The organism is Glutamicibacter sp. (assembly GCF_035257265.1).
Lineage (GTDB): Bacteria > Actinomycetota > Actinomycetes > Actinomycetales > Micrococcaceae > Glutamicibacter.
Genome location: NZ_DATEXC010000050.1, coordinates 190,306 through 208,920 on the forward strand (window position 1 = coordinate 190,306; position 18,615 = coordinate 208,920).

Here is an 18,615-nt window from a genome sequence, read left to right on the forward strand (position 1 = left end):
TCCAGAGCAAATGCGTTGCGGTTCATCTAGTGGAGTGGCTCATTGAAAAGACCTCCTTTCTCTGTAGGCATAGTGGTGCCTGGGGCATATCCGTTAGGTGGCGCTGGCGGAGAGAGAAATTCTTTCACTCTTGAGGGGACATTCTGGCGTTGGAATCGTACGGGTGTCGGGCATGGGATTGAGCGGAATAATCACCGAAGCGCATCCGGTCTGAATTCCTTGAATGGCTCGTGGAAGCGGCCGAATTGGCGCGCTTGCTGCGAAGCTCGACTCGGTCCCAGGACGGCGTGGTTCCCGAGCGCGGAGGACTCATTCAATGGCATGACCGTCTCCAATCAGGAGCTGCCTTTCGGGGGGAATCAAGCGCTCCGGGTTCGGACGTGAGCTCGCCGCTGACGGCATCCGGGAGTTCTGCAATCTCAAGACCGTATGGAAGGCCTGAGCCTCAAGGCTTGGCGCGCATTCGGGTGCATTCAGAACCCTTGCGCAGTGAAGTGATGAGTGTTACATTTATTCGAAACGATACGTACTGAATACCAAGGAGTGAAATGGCAGACATCGTTGATGTTGACGTAGTGGTGGTCGGGGGAGGACCCGTAGGTGTCACCGCTTTGGCTATGCTCGGCCGTGCCGGCCTGAGCGCCATCGGCGTGGAGCGCGAAGTGCAGGCTTGGCCCACAGCCCGCGCCGTGCACTTCGACGGAGAAATCTTCCGCACCCTTCAATCCTTGGGGGTTGCCGAGCGTTTCGCCAAGGCCACGTTGCCGATGGCCTCGTTCCATATTGAAAACGAGCAGCGCGAGGTCCTCATTTCAGTTCCAACCGGGCAGATCGGTGCCCAGGGCTGGCACGATGACCTCACTTTCCACCAGCCTGACATCGAACACTTGCTGCAGGAGGTCGTCGAGGATCTTCCCGGTGTCGAACTTCGCCGCGGCATGAGCGTGCTCTCGGTACGCAATGTCGGAGAAGGCGTCGAGGTGGCGGTGCAAAATGCGGCCGGCGAGGAATCCCTCATCCGGGCCCGCTGGGCCATCGCAGCGGACGGAGCCCGCTCACAGAGCCGCAAGGCGCTGAACATCGAGACGGAATCAATCGGCGAGGATGCGCAGTGGCTGGTCGCCGACGGGATCCTTGAAGACAGTCCGGGCCTGTCATCAGACATGATTTTCCTGGGTCACCACACCCGCCCCGCCCTGTGGATCCGCCTCCCGGGCAAGCGGGTGCGCATGGAGTTCATGTTGATGCCGGGGGACGACCCCGAGGAAATTACTACTCCCGCCGGCCTTGAGCGGATTAGCCACGGCGTGCTCCCGGCAGATAAATTCACCGCGGACCGCCTGGCAACCTACACGTTCCGCGGAAGAATCTCCCTCCAATGGCGTGCCGGAAATATCTTCCTTGCCGGCGACGCCGCGCACCAGGCTCCTCCGCTCTTTGGGCAGGGCCTCTGCGCCGGCATGCGCGATGTGGCCAACCTGGTCTGGAAGCTGGACGCCGTCAAGCGCGGCGCTGCTGATGGCAGTCTGCTTGACACCTATGAGTCCGAACGCCTGCCGCACGCACGATTCTGGGTTGAGCAGGCGGCCAAGGCTGCCGGCTTCCTGCAGACCACCGACGCGGAGGTTGCCAAGCAGCGTGATGCCTTCATCCGGACGAACCCTGCGGCCTCCGCACCCGTCGCCCCGGCACTGGGCCCGGGACTGCACGAGGGCGGCACCGATGAACGTGCCGGCCGACTCGGGATGCAGCCGATTCTCGCCGACGGGGTACGCCTGGATGACATGGTGGGTTCCCGCTTTCTGGTGGCAACCACCCCCGAGCTCTATTCCGCCGTCCCGGCTGCGCTGCGCAACCAGCTCGAGGACAACGACGACGTTGTTGTTTTGTTCGATCCTGCCAAGGCCGGCCAAATTCTTGAGGCCGCCGGCGCCAAGGTCGTGGTTGTTCGCCCGGACCGTTACATCCTGGGCCTTGGGGACACCGCCGAAGCACTCGAACGCCTCGTTGCCGGCATCCCAATGGTCGGCCACGACCTGCCGGCACATCTCTAAGCCAACCTTCGCCACACCCACATCCGCCCAGGCGGACAGAATTACAGGAGAAAATTATGGCCTTCAGCCCGATCACACACCTGCGTCACTTCGACATCGCGGTTCCCGATTACAAGAAGCAGGTTGACTTCTACAAGAACCACTGGGGATTGACCGAGATGCAGGACGACGGCGGAGTGACCTACTTTGCCGCCGAGGGTTCCCCGGAGCAATACTCTGTCCGCGTCCGCGAGGCCGAAGAAAAGCGCCTTGACATGGTCGCGTTCGGCGCATCCGACAATGCAGCGGTGGACCAGCTTGCCTCGGACCTCATTGCCAAGGGGGTGAAGCTCATTGGCGAACCCGATGACCTCAAAACGCTTGGCGGGGGGTACGGCTTCCGATTCTTCGACCTGGAAGGACGAACCATCGAGGTCTCCTCGGATGTCGAGGTGCGCAAGCACCGCAAAATCGAGGAACGCGAAGCCATCCCGGTGCGCCTATCCCACGTGGTGCTCAACTCCCCGGAACCGGAGAAGATGCTCGCTTGGTATGAGCAGCACCTGGGCTTCCGGCTCTCGGACACCCTGAACCACCCGCACATGGGGGATCTGTTCTATTTCCTGCGATGCAACTCGCAGCACCACTCCATCGCCATTGCCCGCGGCCCGCACGCCTCGCTGCAGCACGCGTCCTTCGAACTGCGCGGGATTGACGAGTACATGCGCGGCAGCGGCAAGCTGCTGCGCTCGGGATTCAAGAAGATCTGGGGACCGGGACGCCACAGCGCCGGGGACAACACCTTCACCTACTTCCACGACCCCAACGGCAACACCATGGAATTCACCACCGAACTTGATTCGATCGACGAGGACACCTGGCACCCGAGCATCTATGACACCCAGGATCCGATGACCTCGGACCAGTGGGGCACCGGCGGGGATATGGATGAATTCATTGCCAAGGAAATGTTCAACGACAAGGACAAGGGCTTATTCGTCCCGCCACCGGTATAGGGAAGAAAATCATGGAACATGGAGGACTCATGAAGGAAACTCTCATCAGTGGATTTAAGCTGGGCACCTTCGAGGACAGCGCGGAGCAATTTCCCGGGGCCGTCTTCGGCGACAAGGTCGTGGATCTGCGCAGTGTGCTGCCGGGTATCACGCGGATCGGGGATCTTTTCGCCCATTGGGATGCCCACCTGGATGCGCTCGAGCAGCTGGACCCGGCCGCCGCCGGCGCCCGCCCGCTCAAGGGCCTGAAGGTGCACCCGCCGGTGCAGCCGGTGGGCACCATCATCGCCGCCGGGGCCAACTACCGTGAGCACGTCATCCAGATGAGCGTGGCCCACAAGCTGGGGAAAGAAGGTGCCGATGCGCAGCAATTGGCAGCCGACGCCGCGGCCGAAATCGATGAACGCGGCCGCACGGGCGACCCGTATGTCTGGACCGGGATTCCCTCGGCTGTCTGTGGCGCCTATGACGAGGTGCAATTGCCCGATGTCGGCGGCAGCATTGACTGGGAGCTGGAGCTTGGTGTGGTCATTGGCCGCAAGGCGCACCGGGTCTCTGTGGCAGAGGCCTTCGACTACGTGGCCGGGTACACCATCGTCAACGATGTCACGGCGCGCGCACTAGTACCGCGCAACGACATCGCGATGATGGGCACCGACTGGTTCAGGTCGAAGAACCAGCCAACATTCTTCCCCACCGGACCCTATGTGGTTCCCAAACGGTTTGTGCCCGATCCGGCAAAGCTGCGGATCCAGTTGAGCCTCAATGGCACGCTGATGCAAGATGCCCTGGCCGATGACCTGCTCTTCGACATCCCGAGCCTGATCGCCTATGCCTCCTCGGTGGCCGTGCTGCAGCCCGGGGATGTGCTGATCACCGGTTCGCCTGCGGGCAACGGATCGCACTGGGGCCGATTCCTGCGTGATGGAGATGTGATGGAGGCGGAGATCACGGGCCTCGGAACCCAGCGTTCGAGCGTCCGAGGACCTTCGGGGCAGCTGCCTCCCTGGTATGCCGACCGCCCGGTCGCGGTTGCTGCGGCAGGTGGGGCGGCCTCGTGATCCTGCGCCAAAGCCACTTCGTGCCTCCGGTCTCCTACCTGCTGGCGGCCGAGCTGGGATTCCTGCGCTCCGTCGAGGTGGTGCCCACCCGGACCACCTCGAGCGCCGAGCAGCTGCGGGCATTGCTGGCTGGGGAACAAGACATGGTCGTCACCGCGATTGACAACCTCTTCGAATGGACCCGCGCCGGGGCCAACCTGCGCCTGATGGCGCAGGTTGAGGCAACCACGCCGCTCGGAATCCATGCAGGAGGCGAGGTGAAAACGCTGGCAGAGCTGGCAGGACGCCGGTTTGCGGTGGATGCGCCCGATAATGGGTTCGCGCTCATCGCCCAGCGGTTGTTGCGCGACGCCGGCGTGGAGGTTGATTTTGTGGTGGTCGGTGGCGTGCGCGAACGCCTGGATGCGCTGCTGGACGGACAGGTGGACGCGACCCTGCTCGGGCCGCCGTTCAGCAAGCTGGCTGAAAAGGCAGGGTTCACCCGGGTGGTTGATGTCAACGCGCTGCTGCCGGATCTTCCGGGCCAAGGGCTGGTGGTCCGTGCCGAGATCCTCGAATCACAGGAGCTGGAACGCTACCTCAGCGCCCTGGTGCGCGGGGTTGCGGCCGGGGAATCAATGGCCGATGCCGAAGGCATCGCCTTGCTTGAACGCTGCGGCTATCAGGCAGGGGCAGCAAGCGCTTGGGAATCACGCGCCCGCACCCTTGAGGTGGATCACCGCGGACTGGAACTGCTCACGCAGATCCGTGGAAGCCTTGACATGCTTCCAAAAGGCATCGCCCTGGAAACCCTCTGCGACGCCGAACCGCTGATCCGCGCCGCCGGCTCCGCGGCGGTCGGCAACTGAGCGCACGCGTTGTGCATTGGTGATTTTCGCCAGAGCAAAAGGCAGGGGCAGGGTCGAATCCATCGACCCTGCCCCTGCCTTTTCTGTATGTTGTTTCCTTGCCCGTGTGGCCCTGCCCAGGGGCGGGTTCTCTGTCCGTACTGATCAACCGCGCGGTTCTCCTCCCCAGGCTGCCTATTTGCCGGGGCCCGGATGGCACACCAGACCGGCCACTACGCTCCCGCTGGGAAGGTGTTGGCCGGTCTGGTTTGCGTGCTCCGCCACCAGTTCAATCCGGCGGTGGGGTACCGACGCGGGCGAATCGCCCTATGCTGGTGCGGCGAGCAGTGATTTCGCGGCGGACTTGAGCGTGAAGCCTTCGGCCTGCGCCTCCTGGCGGGAGAGCCGGGTGGAGCCGCCCAGCAGTTTGCGGGCGGCCAGGTGGTCTGCCGGAAGGTTCACCGACTCGACGGCGGCAAGGACCCCGTCGCGGAAGCACAGCACGGAGAATCTCGCTGTTTCCGGATCTCCCAGCACCAGCGTGTCGTCCTGGGGATGAGCCAGCCCTGCCATCTGCAGCCGGTACGGGCCCTGGGTTGACCAGAACCACGGCAGATCCGTATACGGATTTGCCTCTGTTTGACCGCGCTCCACTGCCATGATGCTGCGCGCTACGTGGCGTGCCTGGTCGGTGGCGTTTTGCACCGATTCCAGCCGGATGTTGCCTCCGGCAAGGGGGTGGGGGAAATTGGCGCAGTCCCCTACCGCCAAAATGGCGGGGTCCGAGGTCCTCAGGTTCGCATCGACAAGGATTCCGTTGCCGGTCTCCAACCCCGCTTCGAGTGCCAGCGAGTCGTTGGGCAGCACCCCGATGCCCACCACGACGAGGTCGGCCGGGTAGCTTGCCCCGGTGGTGGACACTGCGGTGGCAACTCGGCCGTGCTCCCCGGCCTCGAACCTGTCGATTCCCTCGGATAATTTCAACTCGATGCCAAGGCGTGCGTGGGCGCCGGCGAACCAGTCACCCATAACCGGGGTCAAGGCCCGGCCCATGGGGCGGGGTGCGAATTCCAGAACCGTGGTGTTGCATCCATGCGCGCGGGCTGCCGCGGCAAATTCGAGGCCGATGAATCCGGCGCCGATGACCACAACGTTCCTGGCGGTGGGCAAGGCCGTATGCAGGGCCTGTGCGTCGGCAAGGGTGCGCAGTGAATGGATGCCCGGCAGCTGCGACCCCGCGCAGGTCAGGGAGCGGTTGCGGGTGCCGGTGGCCAGGACCAGCTGCTCATAGTCCAGCGTCGTTCCGTCGGCCAGAGACACCGTTCGATTTTGGCGGTTGATGGCGGTGGCAGCCACGCCACGCACGATCCTTATGTTCTTGTCGTTGAAGAAGGCCTCGCCGCGCAAGGGCAACGGCAGCGCTTCCTTTCCCGGTGTCAGGTAGTCCTTGGACAGCGGCGGGCGCTGGTAGGGCAGTCCCGGCTCGTCGGCGACAATCGTGATTTGCCCGGTATATCCTTCGGTGCGCAGTGAATCCGCGCTTTGGAGGCCTCCCTGGCCGCCTCCGATGATGACGATGCTCATGACCCTGACCGCCTAGACCTGGTCCGCGGGGATGTCGACGACGATGCTGCCCAGCGTTGGGCCGACGGCAATCTGGCAGCCCAGACGCGAGTTGCCGGTTCGCTCGGCCGTGGTGCAGTCAAGCATCTCGTCCTCGTCCTCGCCGAGCTCGGGCAGGTGGGCGGCATATTCGGGGCGGACGTACACGTGGCAGGTGGCGCACATGGCCTGGCCGCCGCATTCGCCGACGATTCCATCGACCGAGTTGGATACTGCGGCACGCATCAGCGTGGTTCCATCGGCGACGTCGAGAATCTGCTCGGCCCCGTCGGGCTGGGTAAAGGTAATGGTTGGCATGGTGGTTCCTCGTATCGTGAGTTTCTTTAGTTCCAAGTGACGGGCAGGCTGGTCAGGCCCCGGAAGACCCACCCGCCCCAGGCTTCGGGACGGTCCTCATCAAGGCGCAGCGAGGGGAAGCGCTCGTAGGCCTTGGGGACGGCGATCTGGCCGATGGCGGTCTTGGCCGCCCAGTGCCCGGCGCAGAGGTGGACGCCCGACCCGAAGGCCAGGTGGGGGCGCTTGGGCCGGTGAATGTCAAAGTCTTCGGCGGTGTCGCCAAACTGGGATTGATCGCGGTTTGCGGAGGCAACCACGACGCCGATGCCGGCGCCGGCCGGGAGCTGGACACCGTCCAGAACCGTGGCGCGGGTGGTCTGGCGCGGGTACATCCCGATGGGGGACTGCCAGCGCACCGTCTCGTCGAACACCGCGGCCCACAGCGCGGGGTCGGCCAGCACCGCCTCGCGCTGGGCCGGATGCCGGCTCAGCGCCCACACCATGTTGGTCACCATGTGCTGGGGTTCATTCAAGCCGCCGGAGATCGCAAGCTTGACATTGGCGGCGACGTTCTGCGCGGACAGCCCGCTGTTGGCCAGGGCGGAAACCATGGAGGCGTCGGGGTGCCTGCGGTAGAACTCGATGAGTTCTGCCAAGAGCGCGTCCGCTTCGGCGGTGGACGCATCGCAGCGCGCCCAGATCTTCTGATCATCAAGGACGTTGCCCATTCCGGCAATGAAGTCATGGGACCAGCGGCGGACCTGGTGCACGTCGGTGTCGCGCAGACCCAGCAGGTCGATGAGGTTCTGCGAGGCCAGCGGAGCGGCATAGTCGGCGTTCAGGTCCGCATGCTGCGGTCCCTTGTCCTCCAATGCGTCGAGGTAGGTCTCGGCATTGCGCGCGAAAACCGGCGCCAAGGCCTCCTTGATTGACTTGGGGCGCAGCACCGGATTGATGGGAGCCCGGTCGATGGCGTGTTCGGGATCGTCCTTGCGCAGCATCGGCTGGGCGCCGATGGCACGGTTCATCGTTGAACCGGAGACGTTGGCGCTGAATATTTCCTGGTCCTGCTCGATGCCATGGCAGCCGGAATAGCTGGTTACCAGGAACTTCTGCAGTTTGGGAACCCAAGCTATGGGGGATTCTTCGCGCAGCCGTTCGTAGACGGCGTAGGGATCCGCGGCGAGGCTTTCGACATCCAGCCAGTCGGCCACCGGATAGTCGGAACTCGAGCTCGCCGCCTGCGGCACGGGTGCGGTTGTGGTGGTGTTGGACGCAGTGGGATCGCGGAACGGGCACTGGGCCGCTGGGCTGGTCATCTGGAGGCTCCTTGTCGATTGGTTGTAACCAGTGTCACAATGAAAGTTCTTGCAGTAAACTGCGGATATTAGCGGTACTTCTTCGAGAGAGTAGGAATTGTTTTGGCTCGGTTCACCTTGCGGCAGCTGGAATTGTTTGCCGCCTTGCCCGACCACTCCACCCTGAGTTCCGCCGCGAAGGCGCTGCATGTCTCCGAATCCGCCCTCTCGCATTCCCTGTCCGAGCTGGAGGCGGCGGTGGGCGAGCAGTTGTGCGTGCGCCGCAAGGCCAGGGGCATGCACCTGACTCCCACCGGCCGGCACTTCGCGGCCGGGGCGCGGGAGATCCTGCGCTCGGCAGAGACGCTGGTCGGCGAACTTGCCCAGGTGCGCGGAGAACTGCGTGGTCCCGTCGCACTTGGCTGCTATACGGGTTTGGCCAGCAATATCCTGCCTGCGGTACTCGAGGGTGCGGGCCGCCGTCATCCCGAGGTGAATATCGGCATCACCGTGGGAGACCACACCGAATTGCTGGCAGCGCTTGAAGAGGGCCGGCTGGACCTGGCCATCGTCTATGACATCGGACTGCCGGCGTCACTGCAGCGCAGCGTGGTCTACGAGACCGAGGTGTTGGCCGTCCTTGCCGCCTCCGCGCCACTGGCGCAGGAAATCGACATTGATCTGGCGGATCTCGCGGGGCTGCCGCTGATCATGCTCGACACCGCCCCCAGTACCGGGTACACGGAGCTGATGTTCTCCCAGCGCAACCTGACGCCCCGCATTGGGTCGATTGTTCCGCAGATCGATCTGGTTAGGGCGCTGGTGGGCCGCGGACTGGGATACAGCCTGCTGATGTCCCGACCCCACCAGATCCCCGTCTCCAGTGAGGGCCTGCCGCTGGTCACTCGCCCGTTGCGCCCGCGCAGCGGCGTGACCTCCGTCGTGGCCATCTGGCCGGCCGGCGCAAAACTCAGCAAGCGGGCTGCTGCCGTGCTGGACTATGCCGTCGAAGTGTTGGAAGCCGCCGACCCCCACTAGGAGCTGGCGCTCGGCTGCGCGGGCCCACTGAACATCCCGCGCGCGTCATGGTTATTCTCTCCTCTTGCCAACTACGTCACATCAATGCGATACTGTACGTATCGTATGAATGACTTTCAAAGGAGCAAACGTGAAACTGGGAAGAATTGCAGTGCCAACGCCAGACGGCGAACAGATCCGCCTCGTCGCGGCCCAGCCTGAACAGGGACGGGTCATTGACCTTGCCCGCGCCTACGCCCTGACGCTTCAGCGCAAGGCCGCGGAGCCGGACCGCGCCCGCGCACTTGCTCTGGCGGTGCTTCCCGGAAGCCTGGCCGCGGGAATCGGGGGAGGTTCCATCTTCCTTGACGCCGCGCACGACGCCCTGGCTGCAGCCGATGATGCTTCTTTTGCCATTGATGAAGTCTCTTGGCGCGCGGCCGTTGACTCCCCGGTCATCCGCGACGGGCTGACCTTCGAGAAGCACATCCAGAACTTCCACCGGATTGTTGCCAAGGCGCAGCCGGCACGCTCGATCTACGACCGCCCGGGCTTCTTCAAGGGCACCACCGCAATGTCCTACGGACATAACCAGGAACTGCCCTACCCTGACTTCACCGAACAATTGGACTGGGAACTGGAGGTCGGCTACGTCGTGGGCAAGTCCGGTAGCAACCTGACCCCGGATAACGCGATGGAGCACCTCTTCGGCATTACCGTCTTCAACGACTTCAGCGCCCGCGACATCCAGGGCGCGGAAATGGCCATCGGCATGGGCCCGCAGAAGTGCAAGGACTTCGGCTACGGCATCGGACCCTGGGTCACAACGATGGACGAAATCGACTCCCTCGAGGGACTGCGCGGCCAGGTCCGCGTCAACGGCGAGGTGCTCTCGGAGACTAAGGTCGAAGACTTCGTCTACACCCCCGCAGAACTGCTGGCCTACGTCTCGATCTCGGACCGCTTGCAGCCGGGGGACCTCATCGGGTCCGGCACCATGGGCTTCGGCGCCGGTGTAGAAATCGGTACGTTCCTCAAGCCGGGCGATGTCATTGAGCTCGAGCTCGAGGGCGTTGGCACGCTGCGAACCCCAATATCCAAGGAACGCGAGAAGGCTCCCTGGTGGCCAGAGCCACGCCAGTACCCGCACGAAAACTGGGTTGCGTAATGTCCCGCCCACCAGTTCGCCGGGTAGTTACCGGCCACAATGACCAAGGTCTCGCCGTCATCCTGTCGGACACAGACGCACCGCACCATTTCTCCTCGGACACGATTCCAGGCTTTGGAGCCACTGTTCCGTGGATGACCAAAGCCGGTATCATCGACCACGTCAGCGACACTGACATGGCCGGCGCCGACACCGAGATTCCAAGTTTCCCGGCTCCGGGAGAGACGATTATGCGGATCGCAGATTTTCCGCCGGATTCTGTGTACCCCAAGGATGCCAACTCGGCGATTTTTGACGAACTGGATGGTCACGAAGAAGCCGATGCGGGTGCCGAACGCAGCGGTGGAAAGCACTTCTGGTTCCACCGCACCGAATCCTTGGATTATGCGGTAGTTCTGGAAGGCGAAATCACTCTCCTGGTTGACGAGGGCGAGGCCACCATGCGGGCCGGGGATGTCGCAATCCAGCGCGCTACCAGCCACGCATGGTCCAACCGCACGCAGCAAACGGCCCGGGTCCTTTTTGTCCTCATCGGAACCGAACCGCAATCCGCTGCGCAGATCGCCGAGCAGCGCCAGGCTGTCGCCCGATCCATGGAGAGCGCATGATCACCGACGCCCGTGCCGCAGACGGCGAAGTGATCTGGCAACCGGCGCCTGAAGACGCTGCGCAGACCGCAGTGGGCCGCTTCGCGGCCTTCGTCGGCGAGCAAGGTATCAACACCGGCACCAGCTACGACGAACTGTGGGCGTGGTCGGTGGATGAGCCCGAAAGGTTCTGGGAACTTTTCGCCCAGTTTGCCGGTGTCGAGTTCGGCGGAGTTGCAGGGCCTGTGCGCACTAGCGATCCGATGCCGCACACGCGCTGGTTCCCGGGACGCACACTGAACTTCGCCCGGCACCTTTTGCAACGCCACGAGGGCCTTGCACTGATCGGCATCAGCGAAGACGGAACCCGGCAGGAGGTCACCTTCGAGCAGTTGCGGCACGAGGTAGCCGCACTGGCTGCGCACCTTCGCTCCCGCGGCGTGGGCCGCGGGGACCGGGTCGTGGCAATCCTGCCGAACGTCACCGAGGCCGTGACCGGACTGCTCGCTGCTGCCTCGCTCGGTGCCGTGTGGTCTGTCTGCGCACCGGAGTTCGGGCCAGGCGCGATCGTTTCTCGGTTCGCCCAGCTTGATCCCAAGGTCCTCATCGCGGCGCCGGGCTACATGCTCGGCGGCAAGGATCGGGATCGCCGAGCGGAACTGGAGGAAATCCTTGCCCAGCTGCCCACCGTAGAGCACGTGATCTGGGTGGACCGCCATACCTCTGTGCCGACCGTTCCCACCCAGGCCCCCGCCGTGCACTGGGCGCAGGCGGTGTCAACGCCGGCGGAACTTGTCTTCGAAGATGTCGAGTTCAGCCACCCGCTGTGGGTCCTGTTCTCCTCCGGGACCACAGGCATCCCCAAGGGTATCGTGCACGGGCACGGAGGAGCGCTGCTTGAGGAAATGAAGATGCTCCTCATCCACTCGGACCTGCGTCCCGGGGACCGCTACTTTAACGTGGCCTCGACCAGCTGGGTGCTGTGGAATGCCATTGTCTCCGCTCTGGGTGTCGGGGCAACGGCGGTGCTGGTCGACGGAAACCCGACCTTCCCGTCGCTCGATCGGGTGTGGCAGATCACCGCCTCCGAACGGGTTGCCGTGCTCGGCGTAGGCGCAGGATTCGTCCACTCCTGCGCGAAGACCGAGCTGGTGCCGATGCGCGAGCACGATCTGCGCGCGCTGAAATCCCTGCAGGTTACCGGTTCACCGCTCTCTGCCGACGGGTATCGCTGGGTCTACTCACATGTGGGTGATATCTGGCTGGCCTCCATGAGCGGAGGCACCGACATCGCCTCCATCTTTGTTGGAGGATCCCCGACACTTCCGGTGCACGTTGGCTACATCCAGGCCCCGGCCCTCGGGGTGCGTGTGGAGTCCTGGGACGAAGCGGGCAACCCGACCCGAGGTAAGGGCGAGCTGGTAGTGACCGCGTCAATGCCTTCGATGCCGCTGAGCTTCTGGGGTGATGATGGCAGCCGCTACCATGAGAGCTACTTCGGGATGTATCCGGGAATGTGGCGCCATGGCGACTTCATTGAATTCACCAAGCGCGGGATCCTGATCCACGGACGTTCGGACTCGACGTTGAACCGCAATGGGCTGCGGCTCGGTTCGGCGGACATCTACGCGGTGGTTGAAGCTCTGCCAGAAGTCGCCGAGGCCTTGGTGGTTGGCGCCGAGTTGGGCACCGATTACTACATGCCATTGTTCGTCCAGCTGGCCGAGGGCACCACACCGGAGGCCGGCCACGAGGCGATTACCAAATCCATCCGCGAGCATCTTTCAGTGCGCTACCTGCCCGACGAGATTGTCTTCATGCCCGGAATTCCGCATACGCGCACCGGGAAGAAGCTCGAGGTGCCAGTCAAGCGGCTTGTGCAAGGAGCGCAGCTGGAAATGGTCGCGGATCTCGGCTCGGTGGACGATCCTGAGTTGTTGCGGCAATACGCCCGCTTTGCTCAGGAGAGACAGGCGGCCATGTCCTAGCCTGTGCCAGATGGTGACATTGACATCGCTGAGTACGATCAAGGCGCAAGTTGCTGGTGAACCATGTATTGGTTCACCAGCAACTTGCGCTTTTTCGGGTCAAGCCCAACGGTTTCCTGCAGGCAGGAGCATCCGCGGGCTGCGGACACCCAAGTGATGCCACAAGAACGATTGCACCAATGACCTCCACACATCGTGTCGGCTGCGGGGAGACCATTGCGCGCCCGGTACAGCCTGTGGATCGTTGAACCCTAAATGCGGGACACGGCGCTCGCCGCAGGCCTGGACCGAGGGACTTTTTCGAAAGTGCGTGCCAGCTCCGTTAGAAGGTATGTGTACCAATGTTGAACTGCCTTGGGAAGCATGACCATGCCAAGACTTTGCGTGATTCACAGTGAATCAATGGAGCAAACTATTAATACGGGATCAGCACGAGGATAAGAGCTGAATGAAATGCTCGTCATTGGCTTAGAGCTGCTCAAAACGCGACAGGCCGAGGCCTGGCCCAGAAAGAAATCGCGGCACTGCTGGAAACCGGCCAAGCCAAGGTGCACCGCTTACTCAAAGCAATTGAGCGCAGGGAAGGTCACTTAGAACTAAGTCCTGAGGAGATCGTTCTCTGGGCTTTTACCTATGGCACCAGCGGAGCAGAACTGATCCGACCCCTCATTGATTCCCCTACACTGAGGGTCAGGACGCCGTCATTCGTCATGAGGGACGCATCCCCCTGAACATGGGACAAAATAGTGGTCTCATTTGCTAAGGGTTTTCTGAATCCTGAAGAGTTCGAAGAAATTACCCGAGCCGTTGACCGTTAAAAATGAGCTAGTTCATCAAGAACTCACATGGCTCATCGGCTTGTCTGCTTCAATGATCTGATGATTGTTGATTTGGCCCAGAGGTATTTGGGTTTGCAGACCGCGGTTTGGCGGGCGTTAGTCTGAAGCCCATGACGGCTCTCATTTCCCATACGACTTTTGACAGCATTGATGCTTACGCCCAATCGGTATTCTGGGGTCAAGTTCTCGGTTTTCATCAAGACCCCGATGACCCGAATCTTCCCGGGGAGCAAGAGTGCATGATTTTCTCCCCGGACGGTGCTCAGCGTTTGCTGTTCATTGAGGTGCCCAATGCCAAACAGCTCAAAAACCGTGTGCATCTTGATCTGAAACCAGACAGTGGCACCCGCGACGAGGAGCTGGTCCGATTGCTGGCTTTGGGGGCGCGTGAAGTCGAAGATCTTCGCAGTCCGGATGGAACCGGGTGGGTGGTGCTTGCCGATCCGGAGGGCAACGAATTTTGCATTCTGCGCAGCGACGCCGAACGCGAATATTGGCGTTGTTCATAATGGAAGTGGATACATGGGCACAATGCTGAGCCTGAAACATTGATCTAAATCAGCAGCCTCCTATTGATCTATGCAGTAACGCCATTACCCAAAAAAGCACATGCTTGGTGGAGCGATCAACATCATCACCGGCACGCCTGACCCATCGCAGAGAATCTTTCGGGCAGCTTGCAGAGCGTGCCACCAGAGGTCGCCGAGCTGGCCGCATTCTTGGCCAGCGGCCGCGGCATATCATCGCAGCAACAACCGCTATTGCCGGTGCCACGGGGCTGGCGAAGGCCGAATCTGCAATCCGAAGCAAGATGATTGGACGAGCCCGGTCCGATGGTCTAGCGTCAAATTCATGTCGAAGACCGATGCGCCCACGAAAAACCAGAACCCACTGCTTGTGCTGGGCAAGATCAGCGCAATCCTTGATTCTTTCTCGCTTCGCCAGCCGGTCCTGACGCTCTCGGATATTCGGGAAGTCACCTCGATTCCCACCTCCACGGTGCAACGCCTGGTGGCGAACCTGGTTGAGCAGGGATTCCTGGATCGGGACGGCGACGCCTTCCGCATCGGCATGAAGATGGCCTACTGGGCCGCCCCGGCCACGCGGGGCAAGGAAATCCTTGATGTGATCAACCCGCTGCTGGCGGACCTGCGGGATATCACGGGCGAAACAGCCTGCCTGTTCCGCGCCGAGGCGCAGTACCGGGTCTGCGTGGGAATGGCCGAAACCCGGCACGCGCTGCGCCGTGAAATGCACCTCGGTAAACTTGCGCCGCTTCATGCCGGATCCGCCGGCCGGGTGCTGTTGGCGTGGAATCCCGACCTGCTGGGCACGGTGCTTGATGCCCCGCTGGAGCACTTCACCGACGCGACCATCACCAGCACCGAGGATCTGCGCGAAGCGATTGCCCGTACGCGCGCCGACGGTGTTGCGATCACCACCGGGGAAAGGGAGAACGGCGCCTCGGGCCTCTCCGCCCCGGTGTTCGATGCGGCGGCGGGGCTTGTCGCGGCGGTGACCATCAGCGGCCCGACGATGCGCATGCCCCGCTCAGTGTGCGAGGGGTGGATAGAGCCGCTGCTGGAAACCGCGGAGCGCATGACCCGGCTCATCGGCGGACGGTTCCCCGGAGAAGCCGTGGCCTCGCGCAGCTAGAGGACCTGTCCGGGACGATGCGCCAGCTCAGGCGTAGAGCTCCTGATTGACCAGATGCGCAGGAACCTGACCGGAGGCCATGGCGATGGCGTTCAGGGCGCTGAGCCTTGCCATTTCGGCGCGCACCGGAACCGTTGCGCTGCCCACATGCGGCAACAGCACGGTGTTGGGCAGCTGTGCCAGCCCGTTGGCCAGGCGCGGCTCGTTCTCAAACACGTCCAGCCCGGCCCCTGAGATCTGGCCCGTGGACAGTGCCGCAACCAGCGCCTGCTCATCGACGATGGGGCCGCGGGCCGTGTTGATGAGGATGGCAGAGGATTTCATCTGCCCCAGCACGTCCGCGTCCACCAAATGGTGCGTGTCGGCATTCAGCGGAACATGCAGGGACAGGTAGTCGCTGCAGGCCACCAGCTCGGACCAGGGAACCTGGCGCACCTTGCCGGAGAACTCGCCCAGTTCTTCCTGGCTGACAACCCGGTCCCCGGGCGGGCGCGGGGCAAAGAGGATTTCCATGCCGAATCCCAGGGCCCGACGGGCGGTGGCCCGGGCAATGCGCCCGAACCCGGCCAATCCAAGCGTCTTGCCCGAAACGTCGGAACCGAGCAGCAGTTCCGGTTCCCAGCCGGTGAAGCGTCCCTCGCGGACCAGCCGGTCCGCCTCGATCACGCGCCGCGCGGTGCCCAGGATGAGCAGCATGGCGATGTCGGCGGTGGCATCGGTGAGCACCCCGGGGGTGTTGGCCACCGCGATGCCGTGCCGGGTGGCCGCCGAAACGTCAATGTTGTTGTAGCCGACGGCGTAGTTGGAGATGCCCTTGAGCTGTGCCTTGGCCAGCAGCTGAGCATCGATCCTGTCGCGCAGCTGGGTGAGCACCACATCAAAGTCCCCGCTCGCGCAGAGCGCGTCAAGTTCCTCATAACTGGGCGGCGCCGTCAGAATGGTGAGCTCCCCGGCGGCGGCCAGCAGTTCCGGTGCGGGGTTTGGCAGGGGCGTGGTCAGCAGGATCCGTGCCCCCACTACAGGGATCCCTCGCAGGCAGGTACCTGGTCCGAAGTGATGACCCAGTCAAATGCGGCGGCCTTGGACCGCGCGCCCTGGGCAGACTTGGAGCGGTTGGGTTCGCCCAGTTCGTCCAAGAGGTCTTCGGAGAGTTCCACCAGCCCTGCAAAGGCCTTCGGATCCAGCCACTCGGGGCGGGTGGCGAAGAGGATGTCCTCGCTGGAGGTGTTTCCGCTGGCCCCTGGGGCGAACGGGCAGCCGCCCAGCCCGCCCAAGGCCCCGTCCACCACGCCGGCACCGGCGCCGATGGCGGCGAGCGTATTTGCCACGCCCAAGCCCCAGGTGTCGTGGCCGTGGTAGACGATGCGGCGCGCCGGAGTCTCGTCGCGGACCCGGGAGATCAGGCTAGCCACCTGCGCGGGGACCGCCTGGCCCAAGGTGTCGCAGATGACGATGTCGCAGGTGCCCTCCGCGCGCGGGTCGTTGGCGATGTCCAGGACCCGCTGCTCGGGCACCTGCCCGTCGAACGGACAGGTGAAGGACGTGGCGATGCACAGCTGGATGCGGCCGTCTACGGCCCGGGCGTACTCGATGGCCTGGGGCAGGGCGGCGAGGCTGGCCTCGGTGCTGCGTCCGATGTTCGCCTGGTTATGGGCGTCGGATGCGGAGAGGCAGTACTGGAAGTTGCGGATGCCGGCCGCTGCGGCCTTGGCGACGTGCCCGGGGGTCGCCACCCAGATCCAGCACTTGTCCAGTTCCGCAGGCGTCAATGCCGCGGCGACCTCAAGGGTGTTGGCCATGGCCGGGACCAGGTCCGCGCGGGCCATGGAGCCCAGCTCGATCTCCGGAACGCCCAGGGCGATCAGCTCGCGCACGGTGGCCACCTTGCGTTCGGTGGATAGCATCTTGCCGGTCAGCTGCAAGCCGTCGCGCAGGGTGACGTCGCGCAGTACGGCGCGGGGTTCCAGGGTATAGCTCATGCCGGGGTCCTTTCGGGGTTTGAGGCGTTGGCGATTTCTTCGGCGTTCATGCCCAGCAGGCCGCCGAGCACCGCCTGCGTGTGCTCGCCGAGGTCCGGACCCAGGGTCCGGATCGGCAGCGAGGTGCCGCCGATCACGGGGACGATCCCGGGGAAACCGACGTCTTTGATGACTTCCTCGCCGGTGGAGACGTCGAAGGACTGGATCATGTTGCGCGCGGCGTATTGCGGTTCGCGCACGATGTCCTCGGCGGTGTAGATGGGCCCGGCTGGCACGCCGGCGGCGTCGAGCAGGTCAAGCGCCTGAGCCGAAGGCAGCGTTGCGGTCCATACGCCGATGGCCGCGTCCAGTTCAATGCGCCGTTCCCAACGCTGCGCATTTGACTGCAGAGTTGGGTCACTGCCCAAATCCGGGCGTCCGATGGTGTCCATATAACGGCGGAAGATCGCATCCCCGTTGCCGGCCACCACGATGCTCGCTCCGTCCTTGCAGACGTAGGCGTTGGACGGGGCGATTCCCTCCATGCGCCCGCCCACGCGGGTGCGCTTGTCGCCGTAGGCACCCAGGTCGGGGATCAGCGATTCCATCATGGAGAACATGGCCTCGTGCAGGGCCACGTCGATCACCCGTTCGCCCAGCGGCACCTTCACCGCGCTGCCGCGCCGGGTCTCACGCTGGAAGAGCGACATGACCGAGCCGAAGGCCGCGTACAGTCCGGCGATGGAGTCTCCGATGGAGACTCCGACGCGCACCGGGGCGCGGTCCGGATCCCCGACGAGGTTGCGGAAGCCGCTGAAGGCCTCGGCGACCGCCGCGAATCCGGGGCGCTCAGAGAGCGGGCCGGTCTGCCCGAAGGCGGAGATCCGGGTGATCACCAGATCGGGGTTTGCCTCATTGAGGATTTCGGGGCCAAGGCCCCATTTCTCCAGGGTGCCGGGGCGGAAGTTCTCCAGCAGGATGTCGCACTGCTTGACCAGTTCCAGCACGGCGGCGCGTCCGGCGGCGCTGCGCAGATCCAGCACCACTGACTTCTTGTTGCGGTTGATGGTCCGGTACAGCATGGACACGCTGCCCTTCTTCAGCCGCCAGTTGCGCAGCTCGTCTCCGGTGCCGGGACGCTCCACCTTGATGACTTCGGCGCCGAAATCTGCGAGCAGCCGGCCGGCGGTGGGGGCGGCAATGTAGTTGCCGAGCTCCAGGACCCGGACTCCGGCCAGGGGGGCAATGTCTTGTTCAGGCATGTGGAA

At 63.6% G+C, this 18,615-nt stretch carries 16 protein-coding genes and 1 pseudogene; 11 read left to right on the forward strand and 6 right to left on the reverse strand.

What is annotated here, in order from left to right:
* Nucleotides 1–315: 315 nt before the first annotated feature.
* The 5 genes and pseudogenes from VJ369_RS19190 to VJ369_RS13820 form a co-directional block, all read left to right on the forward strand.
* Nucleotides 316–442, forward strand: a pseudogene (locus VJ369_RS19190) (aldehyde dehydrogenase family protein); the annotation flags it as partial.
* Between the two features lie 106 nt (nucleotides 443–548).
* A complete protein-coding gene (locus VJ369_RS13805) occupies nucleotides 549–2,054 on the forward strand; it encodes a bifunctional 3-(3-hydroxy-phenyl)propionate/3-hydroxycinnamic acid hydroxylase (RefSeq protein WP_324092646.1) in 1,506 nt (501 codons plus the stop codon).
* A gap of 56 nt (nucleotides 2,055–2,110) precedes the next feature.
* Complete coding sequence (locus VJ369_RS13810; protein ID WP_324092647.1) at nucleotides 2,111–3,049, forward strand: VOC family protein; 939 nt, start codon at nucleotides 2,111–2,113, stop codon at nucleotides 3,047–3,049.
* A gap of 29 nt (nucleotides 3,050–3,078) precedes the next feature.
* Nucleotides 3,079–4,110: a fumarylacetoacetate hydrolase family protein gene (locus VJ369_RS13815; RefSeq protein ID WP_324092648.1), complete on the forward strand. Its 1,032-nt coding sequence runs from the start codon at nucleotides 3,079–3,081 to the stop codon at nucleotides 4,108–4,110.
* Between the two features lie 20 nt (nucleotides 4,111–4,130).
* Nucleotides 4,131–4,958: an ABC transporter substrate-binding protein gene (locus VJ369_RS13820; protein WP_324092710.1), complete on the forward strand. Its 828-nt coding sequence runs from the start codon at nucleotides 4,131–4,133 to the stop codon at nucleotides 4,956–4,958.
* 306 nt (nucleotides 4,959–5,264) lie between these two features.
* On the opposite strand, the gene VJ369_RS13825 is transcribed toward VJ369_RS13820, so the two are convergent.
* The 3 genes from VJ369_RS13825 to VJ369_RS13835 are packed head-to-tail and all read right to left on the reverse strand — an operon-like array spanning nucleotide 5,265 to nucleotide 8,155.
* On the reverse strand, nucleotides 5,265–6,521 hold the full coding sequence (locus VJ369_RS13825) for an NAD(P)/FAD-dependent oxidoreductase (RefSeq protein WP_324092649.1): 1,257 nt from the start codon (nucleotides 6,519–6,521) through the stop codon (nucleotides 5,265–5,267).
* Nucleotides 6,522–6,533: 12 nt separating this feature from the next.
* The gene (locus tag VJ369_RS13830; protein WP_324092650.1) at nucleotides 6,534–6,893 is read right to left on the reverse strand and encodes a 2Fe-2S iron-sulfur cluster-binding protein; all 360 of its coding nucleotides are present in this window, start codon (nucleotides 6,891–6,893) and stop codon (nucleotides 6,534–6,536) included.
* Complete coding sequence (locus VJ369_RS13835) at nucleotides 6,884–8,155, reverse strand: cytochrome P450 (RefSeq protein WP_324092651.1); 1,272 nt, start codon at nucleotides 8,153–8,155, stop codon at nucleotides 6,884–6,886. Before VJ369_RS13835 ends, VJ369_RS13830 begins: the two co-directional genes overlap by 10 nt.
* Before the next feature lie 102 nt (nucleotides 8,156–8,257).
* Here VJ369_RS13835 and VJ369_RS13840 point away from each other — a divergent pair, with 102 nt between their 5' ends.
* The 6 genes from VJ369_RS13840 (at nucleotide 8,258) to VJ369_RS13865 (ending at nucleotide 15,389) form a co-directional block, all read left to right on the forward strand.
* Nucleotides 8,258–9,172, forward strand: coding sequence for a LysR family transcriptional regulator (locus VJ369_RS13840; protein ID WP_324092652.1), 915 nt, complete (start codon nucleotides 8,258–8,260; stop codon nucleotides 9,170–9,172).
* Between the two features lie 130 nt (nucleotides 9,173–9,302).
* A complete protein-coding gene (locus VJ369_RS13845) occupies nucleotides 9,303–10,319 on the forward strand; it encodes a fumarylacetoacetate hydrolase family protein (protein ID WP_324092653.1) in 1,017 nt (338 codons plus the stop codon).
* Nucleotides 10,319–10,927: a cupin domain-containing protein gene (locus VJ369_RS13850; protein ID WP_324092654.1), complete on the forward strand. Its 609-nt coding sequence runs from the start codon at nucleotides 10,319–10,321 to the stop codon at nucleotides 10,925–10,927. Before VJ369_RS13845 ends, VJ369_RS13850 begins: the two co-directional genes overlap by 1 nt.
* Nucleotides 10,924–12,894, forward strand: coding sequence for an acetoacetate--CoA ligase (locus VJ369_RS13855; RefSeq protein WP_324092655.1), 1,971 nt, complete (start codon nucleotides 10,924–10,926; stop codon nucleotides 12,892–12,894). Before VJ369_RS13850 ends, VJ369_RS13855 begins: the two co-directional genes overlap by 4 nt.
* Before the next feature lie 949 nt (nucleotides 12,895–13,843).
* A complete protein-coding gene (locus VJ369_RS13860) occupies nucleotides 13,844–14,242 on the forward strand; it encodes a VOC family protein (protein WP_324092656.1) in 399 nt (132 codons plus the stop codon).
* Nucleotides 14,243–14,585: 343 nt separating this feature from the next.
* Nucleotides 14,586–15,389, forward strand: coding sequence for an IclR family transcriptional regulator (locus VJ369_RS13865; RefSeq protein WP_324092657.1), 804 nt, complete (start codon nucleotides 14,586–14,588; stop codon nucleotides 15,387–15,389).
* 27 nt (nucleotides 15,390–15,416) lie between these two features.
* Here VJ369_RS13865 and VJ369_RS13870 read toward each other — a convergent pair whose 3' ends face one another.
* Genes VJ369_RS13870 through VJ369_RS13880 form a run of 3 tightly spaced genes read right to left on the reverse strand, consistent with a single transcriptional unit; the run spans nucleotide 15,417 to nucleotide 18,609 of the window.
* On the reverse strand, nucleotides 15,417–16,406 hold the full coding sequence (locus tag VJ369_RS13870) for a D-glycerate dehydrogenase (RefSeq protein ID WP_324092658.1): 990 nt from the start codon (nucleotides 16,404–16,406) through the stop codon (nucleotides 15,417–15,419).
* Complete coding sequence (locus tag VJ369_RS13875; RefSeq protein WP_324092659.1) at nucleotides 16,406–17,368, reverse strand: hydroxymethylglutaryl-CoA lyase; 963 nt, start codon at nucleotides 17,366–17,368, stop codon at nucleotides 16,406–16,408. The genes VJ369_RS13870 and VJ369_RS13875 overlap by 1 nt, the downstream gene beginning before the upstream one ends.
* Nucleotides 17,365–18,609: a CoA transferase gene (locus VJ369_RS13880; protein ID WP_324092660.1), complete on the reverse strand. Its 1,245-nt coding sequence runs from the start codon at nucleotides 18,607–18,609 to the stop codon at nucleotides 17,365–17,367. Before VJ369_RS13880 ends, VJ369_RS13875 begins: the two co-directional genes overlap by 4 nt.
* Between the last annotated feature and the right edge of the window lie 6 nt (nucleotides 18,610–18,615).